This is a genomic window from Kitasatospora sp. NPDC097691, from assembly GCF_040302665.1.
Taxonomy (GTDB): Bacteria; Actinomycetota; Actinomycetes; order Streptomycetales; family Streptomycetaceae; genus Kitasatospora.
Genome location: NZ_JBEORY010000017.1, coordinates 1 through 24,838 on the forward strand (window position 1 = coordinate 1; position 24,838 = coordinate 24,838).

14 protein-coding genes and 1 rRNA gene are annotated in these 24,838 nt (G+C 73.7%); 12 read left to right on the plus strand and 3 right to left on the minus strand.

Features of this window, described 5'->3' with window-relative positions:
• Window positions 1-88, plus strand: a 5S ribosomal RNA gene (rrf, locus tag ABTY56_RS14700); the annotation flags it as partial.
• A 61-nt stretch (window positions 89-149) separates the two neighbouring features.
• Entirely contained in the window at window positions 150-995 is an 846-nt protein-coding gene (locus ABTY56_RS14705; RefSeq protein WP_350629131.1) for a phosphatase PAP2 family protein, read from the plus strand.
• Window positions 996-1,016: 21 nt separating this feature from the next.
• Here the strand turns inward: ABTY56_RS14705 and ABTY56_RS14710 are convergent, their stop codons facing one another.
• Both ABTY56_RS14710 and ABTY56_RS14715 read right to left on the minus strand, forming a co-directional pair.
• Window positions 1,017-1,580 carry an acetate uptake transporter gene (locus ABTY56_RS14710; protein ID WP_350629132.1) on the minus strand — a complete coding sequence of 188 codons (564 nt, stop codon included), beginning with the start codon at window positions 1,578-1,580 and terminating at the stop codon, window positions 1,017-1,019.
• Window positions 1,581-1,849: 269 nt separating this feature from the next.
• A complete protein-coding gene (locus ABTY56_RS14715; RefSeq protein WP_350629133.1) occupies window positions 1,850-4,411 on the minus strand; it encodes a SpoIIE family protein phosphatase in 2,562 nt (853 codons plus the stop codon).
• 508 nt (window positions 4,412-4,919) lie between these two features.
• On the opposite strand from ABTY56_RS14715, the gene ABTY56_RS14720 reads away from it, so the two are divergent.
• The 9 genes from ABTY56_RS14720 to ABTY56_RS14760 all read left to right on the plus strand — a co-directional run bounded on the left by ABTY56_RS14720 (window position 4,920) and on the right by ABTY56_RS14760 (window position 18,242).
• Entirely contained in the window at window positions 4,920-9,503 is a 4,584-nt protein-coding gene (locus tag ABTY56_RS14720; RefSeq protein WP_350629224.1) for a HAMP domain-containing protein, read from the plus strand.
• 347 nt (window positions 9,504-9,850) lie between these two features.
• Window positions 9,851-10,489 (plus strand): response regulator, encoded by a 639-nt coding sequence (locus ABTY56_RS14725; RefSeq protein ID WP_350629225.1) that lies wholly within the window; start codon window positions 9,851-9,853, stop codon window positions 10,487-10,489.
• 147 nt (window positions 10,490-10,636) lie between these two features.
• The gene (locus ABTY56_RS14730; protein WP_350629134.1) at window positions 10,637-13,318 is read left to right on the plus strand and encodes an FtsK/SpoIIIE family DNA translocase; all 2,682 of its coding nucleotides are present in this window, start codon (window positions 10,637-10,639) and stop codon (window positions 13,316-13,318) included.
• A 298-nt stretch (window positions 13,319-13,616) separates the two neighbouring features.
• Window positions 13,617-14,480: a helix-turn-helix domain-containing protein gene (locus tag ABTY56_RS14735; protein WP_350629135.1), complete on the plus strand. Its 864-nt coding sequence runs from the start codon at window positions 13,617-13,619 to the stop codon at window positions 14,478-14,480.
• 97 nt (window positions 14,481-14,577) lie between these two features.
• Window positions 14,578-16,068, plus strand: a complete 1,491-nt coding sequence (gene rimO, locus ABTY56_RS14740) for a 30S ribosomal protein S12 methylthiotransferase RimO (protein ID WP_350629136.1) — start codon at window positions 14,578-14,580, stop codon at window positions 16,066-16,068.
• Window positions 16,065-16,703, plus strand: a complete 639-nt coding sequence (gene pgsA / locus ABTY56_RS14745; RefSeq protein WP_350629137.1) for a CDP-diacylglycerol--glycerol-3-phosphate 3-phosphatidyltransferase — start codon at window positions 16,065-16,067, stop codon at window positions 16,701-16,703. The genes rimO and pgsA overlap by 4 nt, the downstream gene beginning before the upstream one ends.
• 17 nt (window positions 16,704-16,720) lie before the next feature.
• A complete protein-coding gene (locus ABTY56_RS14750) occupies window positions 16,721-17,203 on the plus strand; it encodes a CinA family protein (RefSeq protein ID WP_465731727.1) in 483 nt (160 codons plus the stop codon).
• A gap of 317 nt (window positions 17,204-17,520) precedes the next feature.
• Window positions 17,521-17,889 (plus strand): helix-turn-helix domain-containing protein, encoded by a 369-nt coding sequence (locus ABTY56_RS14755; protein WP_049660741.1) that lies wholly within the window; start codon window positions 17,521-17,523, stop codon window positions 17,887-17,889.
• Window positions 17,890-17,957: 68 nt separating this feature from the next.
• Window positions 17,958-18,242, plus strand: coding sequence for a hypothetical protein (locus ABTY56_RS14760; RefSeq protein ID WP_350629138.1), 285 nt, complete (start codon window positions 17,958-17,960; stop codon window positions 18,240-18,242).
• A 75-nt stretch (window positions 18,243-18,317) separates the two neighbouring features.
• On the opposite strand, the gene ABTY56_RS14765 is transcribed toward ABTY56_RS14760, so the two are convergent.
• Window positions 18,318-23,054, minus strand: coding sequence for an ATP-dependent helicase (locus ABTY56_RS14765; protein WP_350629139.1), 4,737 nt, complete (start codon window positions 23,052-23,054; stop codon window positions 18,318-18,320).
• Between the two features lie 208 nt (window positions 23,055-23,262).
• On the opposite strand from ABTY56_RS14765, the gene ABTY56_RS14770 reads away from it, so the two are divergent.
• Window positions 23,263-24,834, plus strand: coding sequence for a S8 family serine peptidase (locus ABTY56_RS14770; RefSeq protein WP_350629140.1), 1,572 nt, complete (start codon window positions 23,263-23,265; stop codon window positions 24,832-24,834).
• Window positions 24,835-24,838: the final 4 nt, after the last annotated feature.

Below are 24,838 nucleotides of genomic sequence, written 5' to 3' on the forward strand. Positions count from 1 at the left end.
CGGTTACATTCCGAACCCGGAAGCTAAGCCTCACAGCGCCGATGGTACTGCAGGGGGGACCCTGTGGGAGAGTAGGACGCCGCCGAACAATCATTCCAAAAAGCCCCCTTCCCGTCCGGGAAGGGGGCTTTTTGCGTTACCCTCTGCCAATGCAGAACCTGACCCTGACCTGGCAGTCCGCCGGGGGCGCCGCCGCCGGCCTCTACGCCGGCGCGTACGTCGCGTCGAGGGTCCGGAAGCCGTCGCTGTCGGCGCTGCTGCGGGAGGCCGGCACGCTGCTGGCGCTGTTCGCGCTCTGGCAGCTGGTCGGGCACCTGTCGGTGATGAGTGCGGACCACGCGGTGGACCGGGCGAGCTGGATCCACCACACCGAGCAGGTGATCGGGTTGCCGGACGAGGCCTCGTGGCAGGCGGCGGTCACGCCGTACCCGGTGGTGGTGCGCCTGGCGAACTACTACTACGCAGCCATGCACTTCGCCGTGATGCTGGCGGTCCTGCTCTGGGTGTTCGTGCGGCACCGGGAGCGGTACGCCTGGGTGCGGAACACGGTGGTGATCACGACCGCGGTCTGTCTGTTGGTGCAGTTCATCCCGGTGGCGCCGCCGCGGATGCTGCCGGAGAGCGGCTTCGTCGACGTAGCCGCGCAGTACGGGCAGTCGGTGTACGGGGGTGCGGTCGGCGGTGTGGTGGTGGCGGACCAGCTGTCCGCGATGCCCTCGGTGCACGTCGCCTGGTGCGTGCTGGCCGCGGTCGCGGTGATCCGGGTGTCGCGAAGTTCGCTGCGGTGGGTCATGGTGCTGCATCCGGTGCTGACGGTCGCGGTGGTCGTCGTGACGGCGAACCACTTCTGGGCCGACGGCATCGTCGCCGTCGTGATCCTCCTGTTCGCCTACGCCGTCCTGGCGTTGGCGGCACGCCGGCGGGGCCGGGCCTCCGTCGAGACGGGGACCCGACCCCGCAGTACTGCCGAGGAGCGGTTGGAGCAGGTCGGCTGACGCGTCAGGCCACCCGGCAGGTCACTTGACCGGCAGGGCGACCTTCCCCCAGGAGCCGTTGCTCAGGGCGGAGGTGGCCCAGTACCAGGCGGCGAGTCCGGAGAGGGCCGCGACCCAGCCGGCGAGCTTGGCCAGGCCGCTGTAGCCGCCGAAGGTGGCGATCGCGGAGAGCAGCAGGGAGAGCGTCAGCAGGCCGTAGACGGCACGGCTGAGCTGCCCGCCGCCCCAGCCGGCCGCGGTGAGGGTGAGCGCGAGCAGGGCCCACAGCAGCAGGAACAGGCCGGCGGCGTTCTTGCCCGCCCCGCCAGCCGCCGACCAGGTCGCCCAGAAGGCGCCGAGGCTGGTGAACGCGGTGCCGGTGAAGCCCTCGCCGCCGCGGAGTTGCCAGAGGCCCGCGATGAAGAGGGTGACGCCGCCGAGCAGGTGGGCGAGGTGGGCTGCGTCCCCGACGCCGGCGCCGTGCAGGATGCCGGTGGAGAGCAGACCGTAGGCGAGAAGTGTCAGGCCGAGGGCGAGGTAGCCGAGGTTACCCGCGTCGGCCCCGGTGGAGCGGGCGTTCGTTGCCCCGGTAGCGTCGTTGCTCACCGGAGGCTCCTTTCACTCTGTGCGCGCGCAGGGCGCAGTGACGCTGTGGTGTGGTTTCGACGAGTGGATGCGCGCGACCGCGCCGAGGGCGCACGGCTGTGAGCGTGCGCGGGCTGCGGTCAGAATGATGGGCCAGCGGAGAGCCCGCTGGTCACGTCCCCGCCGGGGGGATTCCCCGGTGAGATCGGTCTACCCGACGTCGGGCGCTTGTACCCTTGTGAAGATAACAATTTGTGACTGCGTCAGTTACCGCGTCGGCTGGGGGACGCTCACGGCTGGCGCTGGTTGGGCACCCGCAGGGTCAGGATCGCCATGTCGTCGGACGGCGGCTCGGGGGCGAAACGCTCGACCGCGCGCTGGACGCGGGCCGCCACGGCGCCGGCGGTCAGGCCGGTGCAGCCGGTGAGCACCTCGGCGAGGCCGTCGTCGCCCAGCATCCGCCGGCCCTCGCGGCGTTCGGTGACGCCGTCGGTGACGCACAGCAGGACCTCGCCGGGGGCGAGCACCAGGGTCTCGGCGGTCAGGTCGAGGTCGTCCATGACACCGAGCAGCGGCTGCGGGGTGGCGGCGCGGTCGACCCGGCCGTCGGTGCGCAGCCGCAGGGGCAGCGGGTGCCCGGCGCAGACCAGGGAGAGTTCGGTGCTGCCGTCCGGACGGGGCGTCAGCTCGCCGTAGAGCAGGGTCAGGAAGCGGCTGCGCGAACCCTCGTCCAGGATGGCCGCGTTGAGGCGGCGGAGCACCTGTGGGGCGTCCAGGCCCTCGCGGGCGAGCAGGCGCAGCGAGTGCCGGGCCAGGCCGGTGACCGAGGCGGCCTCGGGACCGGTGCCGCAGACGTCGCCGATGGCGAATCCGTAGGTGCCCTCGCGGATGGTGAACAGGTCGTAGAAGTCCCCGCCGACCTCGTTGCCCTCGCCGGCGGCCTGGTAGTAGACGTCCACCTCGACGCCCGGGATCTCGGGCAGGTCCGGCGGCAGCAGGCTGCGCTGCAGGGCCTGGCTGGTGGCGGTGCGCTCGGAGTAGAGGCGGGAGTTGTCGAGGGCGAGCGCGGCGCGGCGGGAGAGGTCCTCGGCGAGTTCGAGGATCTCCTGGCGGAACCGGACGCCGGCCGGGACGCCGAGCGCCAGCAGGCCGATGACGCGGTTGCGGGCGGTCAGTGCGATGACGACGGTCTCGCCGAGCAGACCCGCGAGTTCGGGGCTGTCCCCGAGGCCGCCGGCCGCGGCGGTGTCGGCGGGCGCCGTCCAGAACCGGACGCCGTGGGTGGGGCCGGCCTCGGGGACGGGGGTCTTGTCGAGCAGGTCGCGCAGGGGGTCGATGCGGTCCTCGTCCTCGTGCAGGACGAAGGCGAGCCGGGCCGGGGAGGTGTGGTCGGCGGTGGTGTAGACGGCGCACCAGGAGGCGAGGGTGGGGACGGCCATCTGCGCCATCAGCGCCAGGGTCTGCTCGTGTTCGAGCGTCCCGGCCAGCAGGTCGGAGGCTTCCACCAGGAAGGAGAGCGAGCCGCGGCGCAGTCGTTCGAGCTCGGTCAGCCGGGTGCTCTCGACGGCCAGGGCGACCCGGTCGGCGGCGAACTGCAGGCGCAGCGCGTCCTCGTTGTCGTAGCGGCCGGGCGCGGTGGCGGCGATGCCGAGCGAGCCGATCAGCCGGCCCTCGACCTTGAGCGGGACGGTGAGCAGGGAGCGCATGCCGCTGTCGGAGAGCAGGGGCAGGCCGGTGGGGCGGGCGGTGAGGTCCTCGTGGACGGAGGGCAGTCGGGCGGAGTCGTAGCGGTTGCCGGTCTCGACGGGGAAGCGGGCGTGCCGACGGTTTCCGCTGGTGAGGCCGGTGGCGGCGCGGACCTCGAACTCGGTCTCGTCGTCGGTGGTGAGCAGCAGGTACGCGGCGTCGCCGTCGAGCAGGTCGCGGGCGCGTTCGACGGTGCGCTGCAGCAGGGTGTCGAGGTCGTCGGTGGCGACCGCGCCGGCCATCAGGTCGAGGCGGGGGCCGGTCTGGTCGGGCCGCTCGCCGGGCAGGGCGCGGGCGGGGGAGCGCAGGACGGCGCGGTCGGGTTCGAGGACGAGCAGACAGAGGGTGGAGGGGACGCCCTCGGTGTCGCGCACGCGCACCTGGACGCCGTACACCTCGACCTCGCGGCCGTCCTGGCGGCGGATCCCGTAGCCGCCCTCCCAGCGGGCCAGCCGCAGGGTGTCGGTCAGGCCGAGGCCGCGGCCCGGGGCTTGCGGCCAGACGGCGAGGTCGGCCCAGGGCCGGCCGAGGACGGCGGCGGCGGGGTACCGGAACAGGGCCTCGGCGTCCGGGTTCCAGGCCAGGACGCGGCCGTCCTCGTCGATCTGGACGACGGCGACGTGCACCGGGCCGGCGCTGCTGGGCAGGTCGCTGCCGGGCGTGGCGGGAACGGCGTAGCGGGTCCCGAGCACGTGTGGGGGCAGCTGGAGGCGGAACCAGACGGTCTTCCGGCCGGCCGCGTACTCGACGCCCCACCGCTCGGCGAGGGCGGAGCACATCAGCAGACCGCGGCCGCCCTCGCCGTCGGGGTCGGCGTAGCGGTCGGAGGCGGTGACGGGGCCGTCGCCGAGGGAGGGCAGGCCGCGTTCCGGGTGGTGGTCGGTGACCTCGATCCGGACGGTCTCCTCCTCGCGCAGGCAGCAGACCTCGGCGGCCGTGCCGGCGTGCACGATGGCGTTCGTGACCAGTTCGCTGACCAGCACGATGGCGTCGTCGACGACCTCCGGCAGGCCCCAGCCGAGCAGCGCGTCCCGGACGAACCCCCGGGCGGCGGCCGCGGACCGGCCGTCGGGGGCGAAGGTGGCGGCTGCGCGCGCGGTGACCACGTTGCCACTTCTCCTCTGCTGCTCTTGCGCTGGCTGTCCGGGGTGCGGCGCCGACTTCCCCGTGCGCGCCGTCGGGTGAGCGGCGGCGCTGGGTCGGGTCGTGGCCCGGTGCAGCGCTCCACCCTACTTTCCGCTTGGTTCCCCGTGGGGGCCGGGAGCCGAAACAGGCACCAGAGGGTGATTCTGCCCACCTGTTTCGGACGGTGCGGCACCAACCGTGCGCAACCGGCCGTGCGCCGGGCGCCAGTGCTGCCAGACTGGGGGGTCCGCGATGACCGGTACGGGCAGTACGGTCGTGTGGGTGCCGGTGCGCCGCAGGCCGCCGGTACGCAGCCCAGCCGGGCCGGTGCCCGGGCGCGTGCCGCACCGGCACGGGCGGTCACCGGACAGTTCACGATGTGGGAGGGGCCCGTTGAGTTCGGCCACCAAGGACGCAACCGGTACGACGCCGCCCGCCCAGCGCGGCGGCCGCTCCGGGACCGCGCCGCGGAACGCGGCCGGCCGGCGAGTGAGCCACAACCGGGGCGCGGAGCCCGCCGAGTTGCGCAAGCTGCTGTCCGCGCTGACCGCGATGCGGGACGGCAACTTCCGCCGTCGGCTGACGATCCCGGGCGACGGGCCGCTGGCGGAGATCGCCGCGGTGTTCAACGAGGTCGCCGAGCGCAACCAGCACCTGACCGGTGAACTGGCCCGGGTCCGGCGGGCGGTGGGCCGCGAGGGCCGGCTGAACGAGCGGCTGGAGACCGGTGCGGGCGAGGGCGCCTGGATGGCGGCGGTCGACAACTGCAACGCGCTGATCGACGACCTGGCCCGCCCGATGGCCGAGGTCGGCCGGGTGCTGACCTCGATCGCCGAGGGCGACCTGGACCAGAAGATGGAGCTGCGCTCGCTGCACAGCAACGGGGTGAGCCACCCGCTGCGCGGCGAGTACCTGAAGATCGGGCGGACCGTCAACGGACTGGTCGACCAGCTCTCGGAGTTCACCGACGAGGTGACCCGGGTGGCCCGTGAGGTCGGCACCGAGGGCAAGCTCGGCGGTCAGGCCAAGGTCCGGAGCGTGTCGGGCAGTTGGAAGGACCTGGCGGACTCGGTCAACACCATGGCCGGGCGGCTGACCGCGCAGGTGCGCAACATCGCCCAGGTGACGACCGCGGTCGCCAAGGGCGACCTGTCCCGCAAGGTCACCGTCGAGGTGGCCGGCGAGATGCTGGAGCTGAAGAACACCGTCAACACGATGGTGGACCAGCTGAACGGCTTCGCCGCGCAGGTCACCGCGGTGGCCCGGGACGTGGGGACGGAGGGGCGGCTGGGCGGTCAGGCCCAGGTGCCCGGCGTGGCCGGGGTCTGGCGCGACCTCACCGACTCGGTGAACTTCATGGCCGACAACCTGACCGGCCAGGTCCGCAACATCGCCCAGGTGACCACGGCGGTGGCGCGCGGGGACCTCTCGCAGAAGATCGAGGTGGACGCGCGCGGCGAGATGCTGGAGCTGAAGAACACCATCAACACGATGGTCGACCAGCTCTCCGGCTTCGCCGAGCAGGTGACCCGGGTGGCCCGCCAGGTGGGCACCGAGGGCCGGCTGGGCGGTCAGGCCCAGGTGCCCTGGGCGGCCGGGGTGTGGCGGGACCTCACCGACAACGTCAACTTCATGGCGAACAACCTCACCGACCAGGTGCGCAACATCGCCCAGGTGACGACCGCGGTCGCCAAGGGCGACCTGTCGCAGAAGATCCAGGTGGACGCCCGTGGGGAGATCCTGGAGCTGAAGAACACCATCAACACGATGGTGGACCAGCTGGGCGCCTTCGCGGACGAGGTCACGCGGGTCGCCCGGGACGTCGGCACCGAGGGCATCCTCGGTGGCCAGGCCAGCGTGCCGGGGGTGGCCGGCATCTGGAAGGACCTGACCAACTCCGTCAACCTGATGGCCAACAACCTGACCAGCCAGGTCCGGAACATCGCCGAGGTGACCACGGCGGTGGCGCGCGGCGACGTGTCGAAGAAGATCACCGTCGACGCCCGGGGCGAGATCCTGGAGCTGGTGACCACCGTCAACACCATGGTCGACCAGTTGTCGGCGTTCGCCGACGAGGTGACCCGGGTGGCCCGGGAGGTGGGCACCGAGGGGATCCTGGGCGGCCAGGCGCGGGTGCGCGGGGTGTCGGGCATCTGGAAGGACCTGACGGACAACGTCAACTTCATGGCGTCCAACCTGACCGGTCAGGTGCGCAACATCGCCGAGGTCGCCGGCGCGGTGGCCCGCGGTGACCTCTCCAAGAAGATCTCCATCGACGCGCAGGGCGAGGTGGCGGCGCTCGCCGCGACCCTCAACACCATGGTCGACCAGCTCTCCTCCTTCGCGGTGGAGGTGACCCGGGTGGCCCGCGAGGTCGGCACCGACGGCACCCTGGGCGGCCAGGCCAGCGTGCCGGGGGTGGCCGGCATCTGGAAGGACCTGACCGACAACGTCAACCTGATGGCCAACAACCTCACCGGCCAGGTGCGGAACATCGCGCTGGTGATCACCGCGGTCGCCCGCGGCGACCTCTCGCAGAAGATCGACGTCGACGCGCGCGGCGAGATCCTCCAGCTCAAGACCAGCATCAACACCATGGTCGACCAGCTCTCCGCGTTCGCCGACGAGGTCACCCGGGTCGCCCGCGAGGTGGGCACCGACGGGCGGCTCGGCGGCCAGGCCCGGGTGCCCGGGGTGGACGGCACCTGGCAGGACCTGACCGAGTCGGTGAACGAACTGGCCAACAACCTGACCCGGCAGGTGCGCGCGATCGCGCAGGTCGCCACGGCGGTGACCAGGGGCGACCTGAGCCTGCGGATCGACGTCGACGCGGCGGGCGAGCTCGACGAGCTCAAGGACAACATCAACCAGATGATCGCCAACCTGCGCGAGACCACCCGCACCAACCAGGAGCAGGACTGGCTCAAGACCAACCTGGCGCGGATCTCCGGCCTGCTCCAGGGCCGCCGGGACCTGGAGGCGGTCGCCTCGCTGATCATGACCGAGCTGACCCCGGTGGTCTCCGCCCAGCACGGCGCCTTCTTCCTCGCCCAGCCGGCCGGTCGCACCGCCGAACTGATCACCGAGGACGACGACGAGAACGACACCGTGCTGCGCCTGATCGGCAGCTACGGCTACCAGCGGCGGGCGATGCCGACCACCTTCCGCCCCGGCGAGTCGCTGATCGGCCAGGCCGCGGTGGAGAAGCGGGCGATCATCCTCAAGGAGGCGCCGCCCGGGTACCTCAAGATCGCCTCCGGCCTCGGCGAGGCCTCTCCGGCCCACATCGTGGTGCTGCCGGTGCTGTTCGAGGGCCGGCTGCTCGGGGTGATCGAGCTGGCCACCTTCAGCTCCTTCACCACCGTCGCGCTGGACTTCCTGAACCAGATCGCCGACCTGATCGGCGTCACGGTCAACACCATCAGCGTCAACACCAAGACCGAGGGCCTGCTGCTGGAGTCCCAGCGCCTGACCGCAGAACTCTCCATGCGGTCCGCTGAGTTGGAGGCGCGGCAGGAGGAACTGGAGCGCACCAACGAGGAGTTGCAGGAGAAGGCCGAGCAACTCGCTCAGCAGAACCGCGACATCGAGATCAAGAACAGCGAGATCGAGGAGGCCCGCCAGGTCCTGGAGGAGCGCGCCGAACAGCTCGCGCTGGCCTCCCGGTACAAGAGCGAGTTCCTCGCCAACATGTCGCACGAGCTGCGCACCCCGCTCAACTCGCTGCTGATCCTGGCCAAGCTGCTCTCCGACAACAACGAGGGCAACCTCTCGCCCAAGCAGGTCGAGTTCGCCGACACCATCCACGGCGCCGGCTCCGACCTGCTCCAGCTGATCAACGACATCCTCGACCTGTCCAAGGTCGAGGCCGGCAAGATGGACGTCCGCCCGGCCCGGATCGCCCTGGTCCAGCTGGTCGACTACGTGGAGGCGACCTTCCAGCCGGTCGCGCTGGACAAGAACCTGGACTTCGCCGTCCGGGTCTCGCCCGCCCTGCCGGTCACCCTGCACACCGACGAGCAGCGGCTCCAGCAGGTGCTGCGCAACCTGATCTCCAACGCGGTCAAGTTCACCGACGCCGGCGCCGTGGACTTCGAGATCAGCCTGGCCGGTTCGGACGTCCCGCCGCACGTGCGCGAGGGGCTGCTGGAGTCCGGCTCGATCCAGGACCCGGACGACGCCCTGATCGCCTTCGCCGTCTCCGACACCGGCATCGGCATCCCCGGCAACAAGCTGCGGGAGATCTTCGAGGCCTTCAAGCAGGCCGACGGCACCACCAGCCGCAAGTACGGCGGCACCGGCCTGGGACTGTCGATCAGCCGCGAGATCGCCCGGCTGCTCGGCGGCGAGATCCACGCCGAGAGCGAGCTGGGTGCGGGCTCCACGTTCACGCTCTACCTGCCGCTGCGCACCGAGGCCCCGGAGGCCACCGGGGAGCCGCGCCCGGGCGAGCGCCAGTCCGCGGCGGGCGCCCAGGCGCCGCGCGCCTCGGTCGGCGTGACCCCGGTGGGACTGCCGGTGCCGGTCGGCGAGAACCCGGCCGACCACTGGGCCCAGGAGGTCCGCGAGCTGGCCGAGGAGCGCCGTCGCGGCGCCGTGGAGCGCCGGCGCAGCGCCGCCCTGGAGAGCGCCGCCGGGCCGCGGGCGGTGGAGCCCGTGCAGCCCCGGCCGGTCAACGGCGACCGGCGCTTCGACGGCCAGCAGGTACTGATCGTGGACGACGACGTGCGCAACGTGTTCGCCCTGACCAGCGTGCTGGAGCAGCACGGCCTGACCGTCCTGTACGCCGAGAACGGGCGCGAGGGCATCGAGATGCTGGAGCAGCACGAGAACGTGGCGCTGGTCCTGATGGACATCATGATGCCGGAGATGGACGGCTACGCGACCACCGAGGCGATCCGCCGGATGCCCCAGTTCGCCGGCCTGCCGATCATCGCGCTGACCGCCAAGGCGATGAAGGGCGACCGGGAGAAGTCCCTGGAGGCGGGTGCCACCGACCACATCACCAAGCCGGTGGAGACCGACCACCTGCTGACGGTGATGAGCGAGTGGCTGAGCGGCGACCGCGGCTGAGCGGGCGGTGGGGTGCTCCCGGCCGTGCCCGGGGGCGTTCCGGCGGGTGCGCGGGAAGCAGGAGAGGCGTGAACCCCGTCGCGGGCCCCGGGGTTCACGCCTCCCGGTCGGTCGGTTTGCTGGCGGACCGGCCCGGGAACCCGGTAGGGTCACCGATCGTTGCGAACAGTGACCGGATGGCGACGCCCTGCTGAGCGTGCGCCGGAGCACTGGCTGTGCGCCGTTCCGGATCGGTCACGACGGAGCGATGTGCCGGGCGAGGGGGTGCGGCTAGCATGACCGGGGTAGCGGTGGGGAGCACGCGGGTGCCTGCACCGGGCGGCAGGCAGGCGACAGGAGGGCGAGCCCTGATGCAGAAGGCGAAGATCCTCCTGGTCGACGACCGACCGGAGAACCTGCTGGCGCTGGAGGCGATCCTCTCGGCTCTGGACCAGACGCTGGTGCGCGCCGCCTCCGGCGAGGAGGCGCTCAAGGCGCTGCTCACCGACGACTTCGCGGTGATCCTGCTGGACGTCCAGATGCCCGGGATGGACGGCTTCGAGACCGCCGCCCACATCAAGCGCCGCGAGCGCACCCGGGACATCCCGATCATCTTCCTGACCGCGCTCAACCACGGCCCGCACCACACCTTCCGCGGCTACGCGGCCGGCGCGGTGGACTACATCTCCAAGCCGTTCGACCCGTGGGTGCTGCGCGCCAAGGTCTCCGTCTTCGTCGACCTGTACGTGAAGAACTGCCAGCTGAAGGAGCAGGCCTCGCTGCTGCGGCTGCAGCTGGAGGCGGGCGGCGGCGAGCCGGCCCTCGGCGGGGCGTTGCTGGGCGAGCTGTCCGCGCGGCTGGCGGCGGTCGAGGAGCAGGCGGAGGCGCTCGGCAAGCAGCTGGACGGGGGCGAGGACGCGGGGGTCGCGGCGACCGCCGGGCACCTGGAGCGCAAGCTGGTGGCGCTGCGCCGGGCGTTGGACGCGATGCGTCCCGGAAGCTCCTGATCCGCTGCCGTACGTTCACCCGTCAGGGTGGTTCCGTGCGGCGTCCGGGTGAATCCCGGTCAGCGTGACGGTGTGTCTGCGACACGTCCGGGCACCCCGGCTCGGGCACATGTGCACCGGTGGTCCACCCCGGTAGGCTGCTGACCCATGGCCACTCGCACGCCCGGGAACGCAGCACGTAAGTCGAGTCCGGGACCGTCCAAGAAGGCCGCGGCGAAAGCCCCGGGCAAGCCGCCCGCGAAGAAGGCGGCGGCGAAGAAGGCGGCTCCCGCGAAGAAGGCCGCGGCCAGGTCGACGCCACCGCCGGCGACGCCGTCCAGGTCGGTGCTGATGGGCGCCCTCAACGCGATCGCGAGCCCGATCGCCGCGATCTTCCGGGGCTTCGGCGACGGTGCCAAGAACCTCGACCCGGCCCACCGCAAGGACGGCGTCGGGCTGCTGCTGTTCGCGCTCGCGCTGGTGACCGCCGCCGGCACCTGGTTCAGCCCGCAGGGCTGGCTGGGCGAGGCGGCCACCGCCGTGGTGTCCGGGCTGTTCGGCCGGCTCGACGTGCTGGTGCCGTTCCTGCTGGCCGCGATCGCGATCCGGCTCTGGCGCCACCCGGAGCTGCCGGAGGCCAACGGCCGGATCGTGATCGGGCTGAGCACGCTGCTGGTCGGCGTCCTCGGTCTGGTCCACATCGGCTGCGGGGCGCCCATGATGGGCGGCGGCGCCTCCCGGATAAGGGGGGCCGGCGGCATCATCGGCTGGGCCGCGTCCACCCCGATGATGGCCGCCGCGGGGCCGGCGCTCGCCGTGCCGCTGCTCCTGCTGCTGGCCTTCTTCGGCCTGCTGGTGGTCACCGCCACGCCCGTCAACCGCATCGGCGAGCGGGTCCGGTGGATGGGCATACGGCTCGGCGTGGTCGAGCCCGGGCCGGAGGACGAGCTGCGCAGGGGGCGTACGCCGGAGCGCGAGCTGTCCACCGAGCCGCCGGAGGACGCCGACCCCGACGCGCTGCCGTTCACCGTGGACACCGGTGGTGACGACCCGACGGACGAGGTGGCCGCCCGCCGGCGCCGCCGCCGGCGCAGGCCCGCCGACGCGGACGACCCGGCGGAGGCCGTGCGGGTCTCCCTGGACAAGGAGCCGCTGGACCCGTACGCCACCCGCGACCTCGCCGCCGGCGCGGCCGCCGACCTGGACGGCGCGCTGGTCTACGGCGTGCCCGCCTCCTCCGCGGTGGCGGACATGATGCACCAGGTGCAGGACCACACCGCACCGCCGGAGGAGCCCGCCGTCCCGGCCGCCCGCAGCGGCGGCCCGGGCGCCCCCGAGGAGCACGGCCCGGCGCCGGTGCGGATGGAGCAGCTCCGGCTCGGCGAGGGCATCGGCTACGCGCTGCCCTCCCTCGACCTGCTGGAGCGCGGTGGCCCCGCGAAGGCCCGCAGCGCCCTCAACGACGAGGTGGTCGCCCAGCTCACCGGCACCTTCAGCGAGTTCAAGGTGGACGCCCGGGTCACCGGCTTCACCCGCGGCCCGACGGTCACCCGCTACGAGGTCGAGCTCGGCCCGGCCGTCAAGGTGGAGCGGATCACCGCCCTCGCCAAGAACATCGCGTACGCGGTCGCCAGCCCGGACGTGCGGATCATCAGCCCGATCCCGGGCAAGTCCGCGGTCGGCATCGAGATCCCCAACCGGGACCGCGAGATGGTCAACCTCGGCGACCTGCTGCGCTCGCGCACGGCCGCCGAGGACACCCACCCCATGGTCGTCGGCATGGGCAAGGACGTCGAGGGCCACACCGTGATGGCCAACCTCGCCAAGATGCCGCACATCCTGGTGGCCGGCGCGACCGGTGCGGGCAAGTCGTCCTGCATCAATTGCCTGATCACCTCGATCCTCGCGCGGGCCACCCCGGACGAGGTGCGGATGGTGCTGGTCGACCCCAAGCGGGTCGAGCTGACGGCGTACGAGGGCATCCCGCACCTGATCACGCCGATCATCACCAACCCCAAGAAGGCCGCCGAGGCCCTCCAGTGGGTGGTCCGCGAGATGGACATGCGCTACGACGACCTCGCGGCGTTCGGCTTCCGCCACGTGGACGACTTCAACGCGGCGGTGCGGGCCGGCAGGGTCACCCCGCCGCCGGGCAGCGAGCGGGAGCTGCGGCCGTACCCGTACCTGCTGGTGATCGTCGACGAGCTGGCCGACCTGATGATGGTCGCGCCGCGCGACGTCGAGGACTCCGTCGTCCGGATCACCCAGCTGGCCCGCGCGGCCGGCATCCACCTGGTGCTCGCCACCCAGCGGCCGTCGGTGGACGTGGTCACCGGTCTGATCAAGGCCAACGTGCCGTCCCGGCTGGCCTTCGCGACCTCCGCGATGGCCGACTCCCGGGTCATCCTGGACCAGCCGGGCGCGGAGAAGCTGATCGGCAAGGGCGACGCGCTCTTCCTGCCGATGGGGGCGAGCAAGCCCATCCGCATGCAGGGCGCGTTCGTCACCGAGGCGGAGATCGCCAGGGTGGTGCAGCACTGCAAGGACCAGCTGTCCGCCGTCTACCGGGACGACGTGATGGTCGGCGCCGGGCCGAAGAAGGAGATCGACGAGGAGATCGGCGACGACCTGGATCTGCTGGTCCAGGCGGCCGAGCTGGTGGTCTCCACCCAGTTCGGCTCGACCTCGATGCTCCAGCGCAAGCTCCGGGTCGGCTTCGCCAAGGCGGGGCGGCTGATGGACCTGATGGAGTCGCGCGGGATCGTCGGCCCCAGCGAGGGCTCCAAGGCCCGCGACGTGCTGGTGAAGCCGGACGAGCTGGACGGGGTGCTGGTGACCCTGCGGGGCTGACGGGCCCGGGTCCAGAGTGGCCCGGTGCGCCGGACGCCCCCGCGCCCCGGACGGGGGGTCACTCGTTCGGAGGAGGATGGGCGCGGTGCGGGGAACCGAACGTCCGTACACCGCGTCACAGGCCGGAAAGCGAACCCCGGGGGCTCCGCGTGCGGCTCCGTTGACGACCGCTCAGCGGGTCGCCGGACCCCGGGCGGAGCGGGTGCACGCATTCGGTCCCGTTCCGCTTGAGAAACGATCCGCCCACGCCCCTAGACTGTTCCCCAGCAGGTGGCCATCCGCTCGAAAGGCGTGCCCCGTGACCATCGGCAAGTCCTCCGATCGCGAGAACGCCCCGTCGTCCGTCGAACCGACCGACGACGCGGCGCAGGCGGCCGATGCCCCGAGCATCGGCCGGGTGCTGTCCGCCGCCCGGATCGACGCGGGCCTCACCGTGGACCAGGTGAGTACCGCCACCCGCATCCGGGTGCCGATCGTCCATGCCGTCGAGGAGGACGACTTCGGCCGTTGCGGAGGCGATTTCTACGCCCGCGGGCACATCCGCTTGATCGCCCGCGCTGTCGGCGTGGACGGCGACGAGCTGGTCGCCCGCTACGACGCCGCGCACGGCGGCCCGCCCGCCGCCAAGCGCCCGGCGGGCCAGCTGATCGACAGCGGCCCGATCAAGGTGCCCAGCCGCGGCCGGCCGAACTGGGCGGCCGCCATGGTCGCCGCGATCGTCGCGGTGGTCGCCCTGATCGGCTTCAACCTGGTCAGCGGCAAGGACGGGCACGGCACCACCGGCTCCGCCAGTGCGCCGCTGCCCAGCGGCTCCGGCACCGGCTCGGTCGCCCCCGTCGAGACGCCCACCGTCCAGCCGCCGGCGCCCGCGCCGAGCGCCGCCGCGATCGCCGCCGTCCCGGCCGACAAGGTCACCGTGAAGCTGGTCGCCGAGGGCACCAGCTGGGTCTCGGCGATGGACGGCAGCGGCAAGTCGCTGTTCCAGAACAACATCAGCGACGGCCAGGACCAGACCTTCACCGACCCCAAGCAGATCAAGCTGGTGCTGGGGAACGGCGGGGCCGTGCACGCGTACGTCAACGGCAAGGACCTCGGTCTCCTCGGCAAGGATGGGCAGGTGGTGCACGTCACGTACACCCCCGGAGACCCGCAGGCGGGCTGACCACAGGGGTCGGCGGGGACCGGTGACGACCGGCCGAATCGAGGCACGCGGCCTCCGGGGCGAACGGCACCGGAGGCCGCGCGTTAATCTTGGGCCTATGCCTGAACGCCGTACTGTCGCCCTTGTCACGCTCGGATGCGCCCGCAACGAGGTGGACTCCGAGGAACTCGCCGGGCGACTGGAAGCCGACGGCTGGTTGCTCGTCGACGACGCCGCCGAAGCGGACGTCGCCGTCGTCAACACCTGCGGCTTCGTCGAGGCCGCCAAGAAGGACTCCGTGGACGCCCTGCTGGAGGCCAACGACCTCAAGGGGCACGGCCGCACCCAGGCCGTCGTCGCGGTCGGCTGCATGGCCGAGCGCTACGGCAAGGAGCTCGCCGACGCGCTGCCCGAGGCGGACGGTGTCCTCGGCTTCGACGACTACGCCGACATCTCCGACCGCCTGCAGACCATCCTCTCCGGCGGCCACCACGCCCCGCACATCCCGCGCGACCGCCGCAAGCTGCTGCCGATCAGCCCCGCCGAGCGGCAGTCCGCCGCCGAGGCCGTCGCGCTGCCCGGCCACGGCGCCGAGGCCGCCGCCGAGCCGATCGCCGACCTGCCCGAGGGCCTCGCCCCGGCCTCCGGCCCGCGCACCCTGCGCAAGCGGCTGGACGACAACCCCGTCGCCTCCGTCAAGCTCGCCTCCGGCTGCGACCGCCGCTGCTCCTTCTGCGCCATCCCGGCCTTCCGCGGCTCGTTCATCTCCCGCCGCCCCTCCGACGTGCTGCACGAGGCCCAGTGGCTGGCCGGGCAGGGCGTCCGCGAGATCGTCCTGGTCAGCGAGAACAACACCTCGTACGGCAAGGACCTCGGCGACATCCGGCTGCTGGAGACGCTGCTCGGCGAGATCTCCGCGATCGAGGGCGTCGAGCGGGTGCGGGTCTCCTACCTGCAGCCGGCCGAGATGCGCCCGGGCCTGATCGACGCGATGACCGGGACCACCGACGTGGTGCCCTACTTCGACCTGTCCTTCCAGCACTCGGCGCCCGCCGTGCTCCGCCGGATGCGCCGCTTCGGCTCCACCGACCAGTTCCTGGAGCTGCTGGGGACCATCCGCGACAAGGCCCCGCAGGCCGGCGCCCGGTCCAACTTCATCGTCGGCTTCCCCGGCGAGACCGCGGAGGACTTCGCGGAGCTGGAGCGCTTCGTCACCCACGCCGGGCTGGACGCGATCGGCGTCTTCGGCTACTCCGACGAGGACGGCACCGAGGCCGCGACCTACGACGGCAAGCTCGACGACGATGTGATCGCCGAGCGGCTGGACCGGCTGAGCCGGCTGGCCGAGGAGATGACCGCCCAGCGGGCCGAGCAGCGGATCGGCACCGAGGTCGAGGTGCTGATCGAGTCGATCGAGGACGGCGTGGTCGAGGGCCGGGCCGCCCACCAGGCCCCGGAGACCGACGGTCTGACCACGCTGGAGGGCGTCGAGGCCCCCGAGGTGGGGCAGTTCTGGCGGGCCAAGGTGGTCGCCAGCGAAGGCGTCGACCTGATCGCCGAGGCGCTGGAGCAGGTGCGGGTCCGCTTGGTCCCGGGAGCCGGGGAATGACCAAGGGGCCCGGCGCCCCGGCCGCGGCACACCCGGGCAGGCCGGTGGCCGCGGCGCCGGCGACCCCGGGGGTCTGGAACATCGCCAACGTGCTCACGATGATCCGGGTGCTGCTGGTGCCGGTCTTCGTGCTGCTGCTGTTCGCCGACGGCGGGCACAACCCCAAGTGGCGCTCGGTCGCCTGGGCCGCGTTCGCCATCGCGATGATCACCGACCTGTTCGACGGGGAACTGGCCCGCCGCAAGGGCCTGGTCACCGACTTCGGGAAGATCGCCGACCCGATCGCGGACAAGGCGATCATGGGCTCCGCGCTGATCGGCCTCTCCCTGCTCGGCGACCTGCCCTGGTGGGTCACCATCGTGATCCTGGCCCGCGAGCTGGGCATCACGCTGATGCGGTTCTGGGTGATCCGCTACGGGGTCATCCCGGCCAGCCGCGGCGGCAAGCTCAAGACGCTGACCCAGGGCACCGCGGTCGGCATGTACGTCCTGGCCCTGACCGGGTGGCTGGCCACCGGGCGGGCCGTGCTGATGGGACTGGCGGTGCTGCTGACCGTCGGCACCGCGCTGGACTACGTCGGACAGGCGCTGCGCCTGCGCCGCGAGGGACGGGCCGCGGAACGCGCGGGCCGTTGAGCGACGGGGGAGACCGGGTGGCGGAGCACGACTACCGGCTGGCCGAGCGGGCGCACGCCGCGCTGCGGGCCGAGGGCGGCACGCTGGCCGTCGCCGAGTCGCTGACCGGCGGTCTGCTGGCCGCCGCGCTGGTGGACGTCCCCGGGGCGTCTGCGACCTTCCGGGGCTCGGTCACCGCGTACGCGACCGAGCTGAAGGCCTCCGTGCTCGGGGTGGACGAGGGCCTGCTGGACGTCCACGGGCCCGTCCACCCGGTGGTGGCCCGGCAGATGGCCGAGGGCGTGCGCGGGCTGCTGGGGGCCACGTACGGGCTCGCGACGACCGGGGTGGCCGGTCCGGACCCGCAGGACGGACAGCCGGTGGGCACCGTACACCTGGCGGTCGCCGGCCCGGGGGGAACTCTGGTCAGTTCGCCACTGCTGTCAGGCGGTCGTGCCACAATCCGTCACGGAGCGGTGACCGCCGCACTGGAGCTGCTCGTCGGTCGGCTCGCACGTTAGGGGCCCGCTCCGACGGATCTCCACCGAACCGAGATCTGCCGATCTGGCGCCCGGGTATGGCACACCTGGAGGATCGTGTTACATCCAACAGCCTGGTTGGGCAGAAACCAGGTGGCGAACGAGTTGCGTGACGGTGGCCGGGTGGCCCGAGTCGGGTACCACGAGGGGCCCGTGAACCCCGGTACGACACCGGAACGAGGAGGGGGACAGCCTTGCAGCCCAGAGTGAACACGACCAGGGTCCCCGCACGCGAAGCGGGCAAGGCGGTACGGTGGGGGCGTGACATCTCGATCCGCAGTCCGAGGAGGGAGGCACCGATGATCCTGCTCCGTCGCCTACTGGGCGATGTACTGCGTCGGCAGCGCCAGCGCCAGGGCCGCACACTCCGCGAGGTGTCGGCGGCCGCCAGGGTTTCGCTCGGATACCTCTCCGAGGTCGAGCGGGGACAGAAGGAGGCCTCCTCGGAGCTGCTCTCCGCCATCTGCGACGCACTCGACGTCCGGATGTCCGAGGTCATGCGCGAGGTCAGCGACGAACTGTCGCTCGCCGAACTTGCGGCGATGGCCACCCTCTCCGAAGGTGATCTGCTGAGGCCGGTACTCGAACCGGTTCCGCTGCCCGCCCCCGGCACCGACCGGGCGAACATGTCGCCCAAGGCCGCCGCGATGGACGTGGTCGCCGCCTGATCCCGGCCTCGACCCGGGCATCGCCGTCCGGGGCGAGCGAAGGGAGGGCGATCGTGCGGAGAGACGCGATGACGCGCCCGGCAGCCCGAATACGGGCGCGGGCGCGGTTGTTGCTCCGGGTACGGCGTCCGGTGCGGTGGGTCCTGGCGGCGGTGGCGGCCGGGCTCGCCTGGTGGCTCCTGGTCCTCCGGGGGCAGGCGGTCGACGGCGCGGCGCTGGGGCTGCTCGCGGCCGGAGGCTGGGGCCTCGGTCTCATCCCGGTCCACGCCGACCGGAACGCGACCGGACCGGCCCGTCCCCGGAGCGCGGAAGCGGTACGGCCGGTGGAGGCACAGCCGCCGCCGATCGGGTGATCGAACGTGGCCGGAGGCCGCGGGGTCCTGGACCCCGCGGCCTCCGTCGTGTCCGGGGGCGGACGTGCCGCCGGTCTACGGGCGCAGGCGCAGGCCGCGCGGGGTGGCGTGGAAGCCGGCCTCCTCCAGGGCGCGGCCGAGGTCCGAGCCGAGGGCGGGCTCGCCGTTGGCCCGCTCCACCGTGACGCTGCCGAGCGCGCCCCCGCGGACGGCGGCGGCCAGTGCCCCGGCCGCGAGCGCCCGGGTGGCCTCGTCCTCCGGCCAGGCCAGCAGGGACTTGCCGCCGCGCTCCACGTACAGCGCCAGCTCGCCGTCCACCAGGACCACCAGCGCGCCCGCCTTGCGGCCCGGGCGGTGGGCCGTGGACTCCTTGCCGCCCGGGGCGGTGGGCGGCTCGGGCCAGGGCAGGGCGGCGCCGTAGGCGTTCGCCGGGTCGGCGGCGGCCAGCACCAGCGTCTGGGGTGGCTCGGTGGCCGGGGCGGCCGGCCACTCGGTGGCCCCGGTGCGCTCCAACCGGCCGTTGACCGAGCGCAGCCGGTCGGCCGCGCCCTCCATGGCGAACTGGGCGCCGCCCAGGCCCTCGACGAAGTAGCCCCGGCGGGCCCGGCCGCGCTCCTCCATCGCGGCGAGCACCCGGTAGACCCCGGCGAATCCGCCGGGCACCCGCTCGGCCGCGACCGCCCCCCGGGTGAGCAGGCCGTGCCGGTCCAGCAGGTTCTGCGCCTGGGTGGTGGCCCGGACCGTCGGGTCGGCGGCGAGGGCGGGCAGCAGCGACCAGCGCCCGGCCACCGTCGGCGGGCCGCTGCGCAGGGCGCCGGGGCGGCCGAAGGCGCGGCCGGCGGTGCCGTAGCGGCCGCGCGGGGTGGACCGGGGCGCGCGGTGGGCGGTGGCGCCCGCCGTCCGGCCGGAGCCGAGCAGGGCGCGCAGCGGGGCGAGGGTGTCGTTGGTGACGTAACCGGCCCAGACCAGGTCCCAGAGGGCCTCGACGACCTCGGGCTCCGGGGTCTCCTCCGGCAGCTGCTGGACGAGTTGTCGGAAGAACAGGCCGTAGCCGCCCGCCAGCACCGACATCAGGGCGCTGTGCAGCGGGGTGAGCGCGGGCGGGACGGGCTCGGGCCGCAGCAGGTGGGCGTTCTCGGCGAGGTGCAGGCTGAGCCAGCCGTCCTTGCCGGGCAGCGCCCCGGCGCCGCACCAGCCGATCTCGCCGGCCGCCGTCAACTCGTCCAGCAGGCCGGGGGAGTAGTCGGCGAGCCGGGCCGGGAGGACCAGTTTCTCCAGGGCGGAGGCGGGCAGCGCGGTGCCCTGGAGCTGTTCGACCACCCGGAGCAGGCCGTCCGGGCCGCGCAGCCGGTGGCCGGCCAGGTGCTGCCACTGGGGGAGGAAGGCGGCCAGGGCGCGCGGCGGGACCGGCTCGACCTCCTGGCGCAGGGCGGCCAGCGAGCGGCGGCGCAGGCGGCGCAGCACCTCGGCGTCGCACCACTCCGGGGCGGTGTGGTCGAGAGGGGCAGCGCGAAGCGCCTCCGGCGAAGGGTGGTGGCGGGCGACGGGTGGGAGGAACTGGCCCTGGACCAGGCGGCCGGCGGCAGTGAGGCGGTGCAGGGCGCCGGTCACGACGGCGCTGCCCAGGCCGTAGCGGGCGGCGGCCTCGGCGGCGGTGAACGGGCCGTGGGTCCGGGCGTGGCGGGCGATCAGATCGCCCAGCGGGTCCTTGACCGGCTCGGTGAAGGCCTCGGGGACGCCGACCGGCAGCGGGGTGCCGAGCGCGTCGCGCAGCCGTCCGGCGTCCTCGATCGCGGCCCAGCGCTGCTCGCCGGCGATCCGGACCTGGATCACCCGGCGGGCGGCCTCCAGCTCCAGGGCCCAGAGCGGTTCGGCACCGCGGGTGGTCAACTCGGCCTCGGTGAGCGGGCCGAGCAGGCGCAGGGCGTCGGCGACGCCCTCGGCGTCCTTGATCCGGCGCTCGGGGGTGAGGCGCTGCAGTTCGGCCTCCAGCTCGGCGAGCACCCGGGGGTCGAGCAGTTCGCTCAGCTCGGCCTGGCCGAGGAGTTCGGACAGCAGCCGGGAGTCCAGCGAGAGCGCGGCGGCGCGGCGCTCGGCGAGCGGGGAGTCGCCCTCGTAGAGGAACTGGGCGACGTAGCCGAAGAGCAGCGAGCGGGCGAAGGGCGAGGGTTCGGGGGTGGTGACCTCGACCAGGCGGACGGCGCGGGATTCGAGGTCGCCCATCAGCTCGACCAGGCCGGGGACGTCGAAGACGTCCTGCAGGCACTCCCGGACGGCCTCCAGGACGATCGGGAACGAGCCGTACTCGGAGGCCACTTCGAGGAGTTGGGCGGCGCGCTGGCGCTGCTGCCACAGCGGGGTGCGGCGGCCGGGGTTGCGGCGGGGCAGCAGCAGGGCGCGGCCGGCGCACTCGCGGAAGCGGGAGGCGAACAGGGCGGAGCCGCCGACCTGGTCGGTCACCAGCTGTTCGATCTCGCCGGGCTCGAACAGGGCGGCGTCGGCGCCGACCGGGGCGTCGTCCGAACCGGCCGGGGAGGACGGGGCGGTGGGGGCGGCGAAGTCGAAGTCGGGGGAGAGCAGGTCGGCGTCGGGCAGGCGGAGCACGATGCCGTCGTCGGCGTGCATGACCTGGGGGTCCAGGCCGTGCTTCTCGCGCAGCCGGGCGCCGAGGGCGAGCGCCCAGGGGGCGTGCACCTGGGCGCCGAAGGGGGAGTGGATGACGATCCGCCAGTCGCCGAGTTCGTCCCGGAAGCGTTCGACCACGATGGTGCGGTCGTCCGGGAGGTGGCCGCAGGCGGCGCGCTGTTCGGCGAGGTAGTCGAGCAGGTTGGCGGCGGCCCAGTCGTCCAGCCCGGCCCGCTTGAGGCGCTCGGTGGCGGCCTCGGGCCGGAGCGCGCCCAGTTCGCGGGTGAACGCGCCGAGGGCGCGGCCGAGTTCGAGCGGGCGGCCGAGGGTGTCGCCCTTCCAGAACGGGAGCCGGCCGGGGATGCCGGGGGCGGGGGTGACGAGCACCTTGTCGTGGGTGATCTCCTCGATCCGCCAGGAGGTGGTTCCCAGGGTGAACACGTCGCCGACGCGGGACTCGTAGACCATCTCCTCGTCGAGCTCTCCGACCCTGCCGCCGCCCTTCTTGGGGTCGCTGCCGGAGATGAAGACGCCGAACAGGCCGCGGTCGGGGATGGTGCCGCCGGAGGTGACGGCCAGGCGCTGGGCGCCGGGGCGGCCGGTCACGGTGCCGGCCACCCGGTCCCACACCACGCGCGGGCGCAGCTCGGCGAAGGCGTCCGAGGGGTAGCGGCCGGCCAGCATGTCGAGGACGGCGTCGAAGGCGGACTGCGGGAGGGTGGCGAAGGGCGCGGCGCGGCGGACCACGGCGAGCAGTTCGTCCACCGGCCAGGCGTCCAGGGCCGTCATCGCGACCAGCTGCTGGGCGAGCACGTCCAACGGGTTGCGCGGGATGCGCAGCGCCTCGATCCGGCCGGCCCGCATCCGCTCGGTGACCACCGCCGACTGCACGAGGTCGCCCCGGTACTTGGGGAAGAAGACGCCGGTGGAGACGGCGCCGACCTGGTGGCCGGCCCGGCCGACGCGCTGCAGGCCGGAGGCGACCGAGGGCGGGGACTCGACCTGGACGACGAGTTCGACGGCGCCCATGTCGATGCCCAGCTCCAGGCTGGAGGTGGCGACCACGGCGGGCAGCCGGCCGGCCTTCAGCTCCTCCTCGACCAGGGAGCGCTGCTCCTTGGAGACGGAGCCGTGGTGGGCCCGGGCGATGACCGCGGGGGCGCCCTTGGCGGCGCCGGAGCCGCCCATCAGCTGGGCCGGGGCGTGCGCCCCGGGGACGACGGTGCCGGTGGCGCGCTCGTGGGCGATCTCGTTCAGCCGGTTGCACAGGCGCTCGGCCAGGCGGCGGGAGTTGGCGAAGACGATGGTCGAGCGGTGCGCCTCGACCAGGTCGACGATCCGCTCCTCGACGTGCGGCCAGATCGAGGCTTGCCGCTGCGGGTCGCTGTCGGCGGCGCCGCCGGTGGCCGGGGCGGCGGGCAGGTCGTCCAGGTCGGGGACGGGGACGACCACCGAGAGGTCGAAGTCCTTGTCGGCGGGGGGCTGGACGACGACGGCGCCGCGCTGCGGACTCAGGAAGCGGGCGACCTCCTCGACCGGGCGGACCGTCGCGGACAGGCCGATCCGGCGCGCCGGGCGGTCCAGCAGCTCGTCCAGCCGCTCCAGGGTGAGCGCGAGGTGGGCGCCGCGCTTGGTGCCGGCGACCGCGTGCACCTCGTCCAGGATCACCGTGTCCACGCCGCGCAGGGCCTCCCGGGAGGCGGAGGTGAGCAGCAGGAACAGCGACTCGGGGGTGGTGATCAGGATGTCCGGCGGGTGGGTCGCGAAGCGGCGGCGGTCGGCGGCCGGGGTGTCGCCGGAGCGGATGGCGACCTGGACCTCGGGCTCGGGCAGGCCGAGCCGCACGGCGGCCTGGCGCAGGCCGGTCAGCGGGGCGCGCAGGTTCCGTTCGACGTCCACCGCGAGGGCCTTGAGCGGTGAGACGTAGAGGATCCGGCAGCGGCGCTTGGTCTCGGCCGGCGGCGGGGTGCTGCTGAGCCGGTCCAGGGCGGAGAGGAAGGCGGCGAGCGTCTTGCCGGAGCCGGTGGGGGCGACCACCAGGACGTCCGTGTCCCGCCCGATGGCGCGCCAGGCCTCGGCCTGGGCGGTGGTGGGGGCGGAGAAGGCACCGGTGAACCAGGCCCGGGTGGCCGGGGCGAAGCCGGCGAGCGGGTCGTCGGCGGGCGGGGTCGGGTGCTGGGGCGCCATGCCCCCAATGGTGCCGGGTGGGACTGACAACCGGCGCGGGGCGGGCGGTCGGGCGGGGCGGTCCCGGGAGGCGGGCGGCGCCGGTGGGAGGGAGGGGTTCCGGTGGGGGTGCAAGCCAGGGGGCAGAAACGACAATCCGCTCATATGGTGATGATTCGGAAGCTTGATCCATCCGTGACCCACCGGAACGACGAGCGGAGACCGTGCGATGGCGCAGGCGCACCCGCCGGGCAGGGCCGCCCGCGCCCCCCGGCGCCGCCGGGCCCGCGGGCCCGCCCGGGCGCTGCTCGCGATGCTGCTCGCGGCCCTCGTGGCGGGCGGGGCCGTCCCGTCCGTGTCCGGGCCGGGCCGGCCCTACCTCAGCTACCTCGTGCTGGCCGAGCGGGAGGACGCGTCCGGGGCGGCCCGGGCCGGGGCGGAGAGCCGGGCGGCGGGCGGGCAGGTGGTGCAGGAGTACCCGCAGATCGGGGCCGTCCTGACGTACGCGACCGGGAGGTTCGCGGACAAGGTGCGCAGTCGGCCCGGGATCGCCGCCGTCGGTGCGACCCGCACCGCGCCGGTGGTGGCGCCGCCCCGGGCGGTGGAAGGGGCCGGGGACTTCACGGCGGGCGCGGACCGGGGCGGGCGCGGGACCGCCGGTGCGGACGCCCGCGGCGCCGGCCGCGCCGGTGACGACCGGGCGGCAGGGTCGGGCACCGCCACCGTCCCCGACCCCGCCGAGGGCGGGGCCTGGAACCTCGCCATGCTCGGCGCGACCGCCTTCCGTGTCGGCGACGCCTCCCCGGCGCCGAACAGCGCCCCCGCGGGCGGCGTGCCGGCCCCCGAGGCGCTGCACCGGGTGCTGGTCGCCGTGCTGGACTCCGGCGTGGACGACACCCACCCCGACCTGCGCGCCGCCGTCGACCCGAAGGCCTCCGCCTCCTGCGCCGACGGCCGGCCCGACGCCCGCACCGGAGCCTGGCGGCCCGACCCCGGAGTGGGGGAGAGCGGCCACGGCACCCACGTCGCCGGGATCGTCGGCGCCGTCCGGGACGGCCACGGTGTCACCGGGGTCGCGCCGGGCGTGCGGATCGCCGCCGTCCGGCTGCTCGGACCGCTCGGACAGTACTACACCGAGAACATCGTCTGCGGGCTGCTCTGGGCCGCCGACCACGGTGCCAAAGCGATCAACAACAGCTACTTCGCGGACCCGTGGAAGTACAACTGCCCCGAGGACCGGGACCAGGCCGCGCTGACCGCCGCCGTCGGACGGGCCGCCGGGTACGCCCGGAGCAAGGGCGCGGTGGTGGTCGCCTCGGCGGGCAACGACGCGCAGGACCTCGGCGCCCCCCGGGTCGACGAGCGAAGCCCCAACGACCGGGTCTCGGGGCCGGCGCAGACCCGCTACCTGGGCACCGAGTGCGTCCGGCTGCCCGGCGAGCTGTCCGGCGTCGTCACCGTCACCGCCGTCGACCGGGACGGTCACCCGTCCGCCTACACCAACTTCGGGCGCGGTCGGGTGTCGCTGGCCGCCCCCGGCGGCGACCCGGACGGCGGGCCGCAGAACGCGATCGTCTCCGACTGGCCGGGAGGCCAGTACGCGGCGCTCGCCGGCACCTCGATGGCGGCCGCGCACGTGACCGGCGCGGTCGCGGTCGCGGCCGCGCTGCACCCGGACTTCGGCTCGGACGCGCTGGCGGCCCTGCTCGCGAACACGGCGGCCGCGGGCTGCCCGTCCGGTCCGTACGCCTGCGGGGACCGGCAGTACTTCGGGGCGGGGATGCTGGCCCTGCCGCGGTGAGCCC

Excerpts from the sequence above, each read along its gene's own strand:
- ABTY56_RS14705 (WP_350629131.1), top strand. The coding sequence starts at position 150 with ATGCAGAACCTGACCCTGACCTGGCAGTCCGCCGGGGGCGCCGCCGCC.
- ABTY56_RS14730 (WP_350629134.1), top strand. The coding sequence starts at position 10,637 with ATGGCCACTCGCACGCCCGGGAACGCAGCACGTAAGTCGAGTCCGGGA.
- rimO (WP_350629136.1), top strand. The coding sequence starts at position 14,578 with ATGCCTGAACGCCGTACTGTCGCCCTTGTCACGCTCGGATGCGCCCGC.
- pgsA (WP_350629137.1), top strand. The coding sequence starts at position 16,065 with ATGACCAAGGGGCCCGGCGCCCCGGCCGCGGCACACCCGGGCAGGCCG.
- ABTY56_RS14755 (WP_049660741.1), top strand. The coding sequence starts at position 17,521 with ATGATCCTGCTCCGTCGCCTACTGGGCGATGTACTGCGTCGGCAGCGC.
- ABTY56_RS14760 (WP_350629138.1), top strand. The coding sequence starts at position 17,958 with ATGACGCGCCCGGCAGCCCGAATACGGGCGCGGGCGCGGTTGTTGCTC.
- ABTY56_RS14765 (WP_350629139.1), bottom strand. The coding sequence starts at position 23,054 with ATGGCGCCCCAGCACCCGACCCCGCCCGCCGACGACCCGCTCGCCGGC.
- ABTY56_RS14770 (WP_350629140.1), top strand. The coding sequence starts at position 23,263 with ATGGCGCAGGCGCACCCGCCGGGCAGGGCCGCCCGCGCCCCCCGGCGC.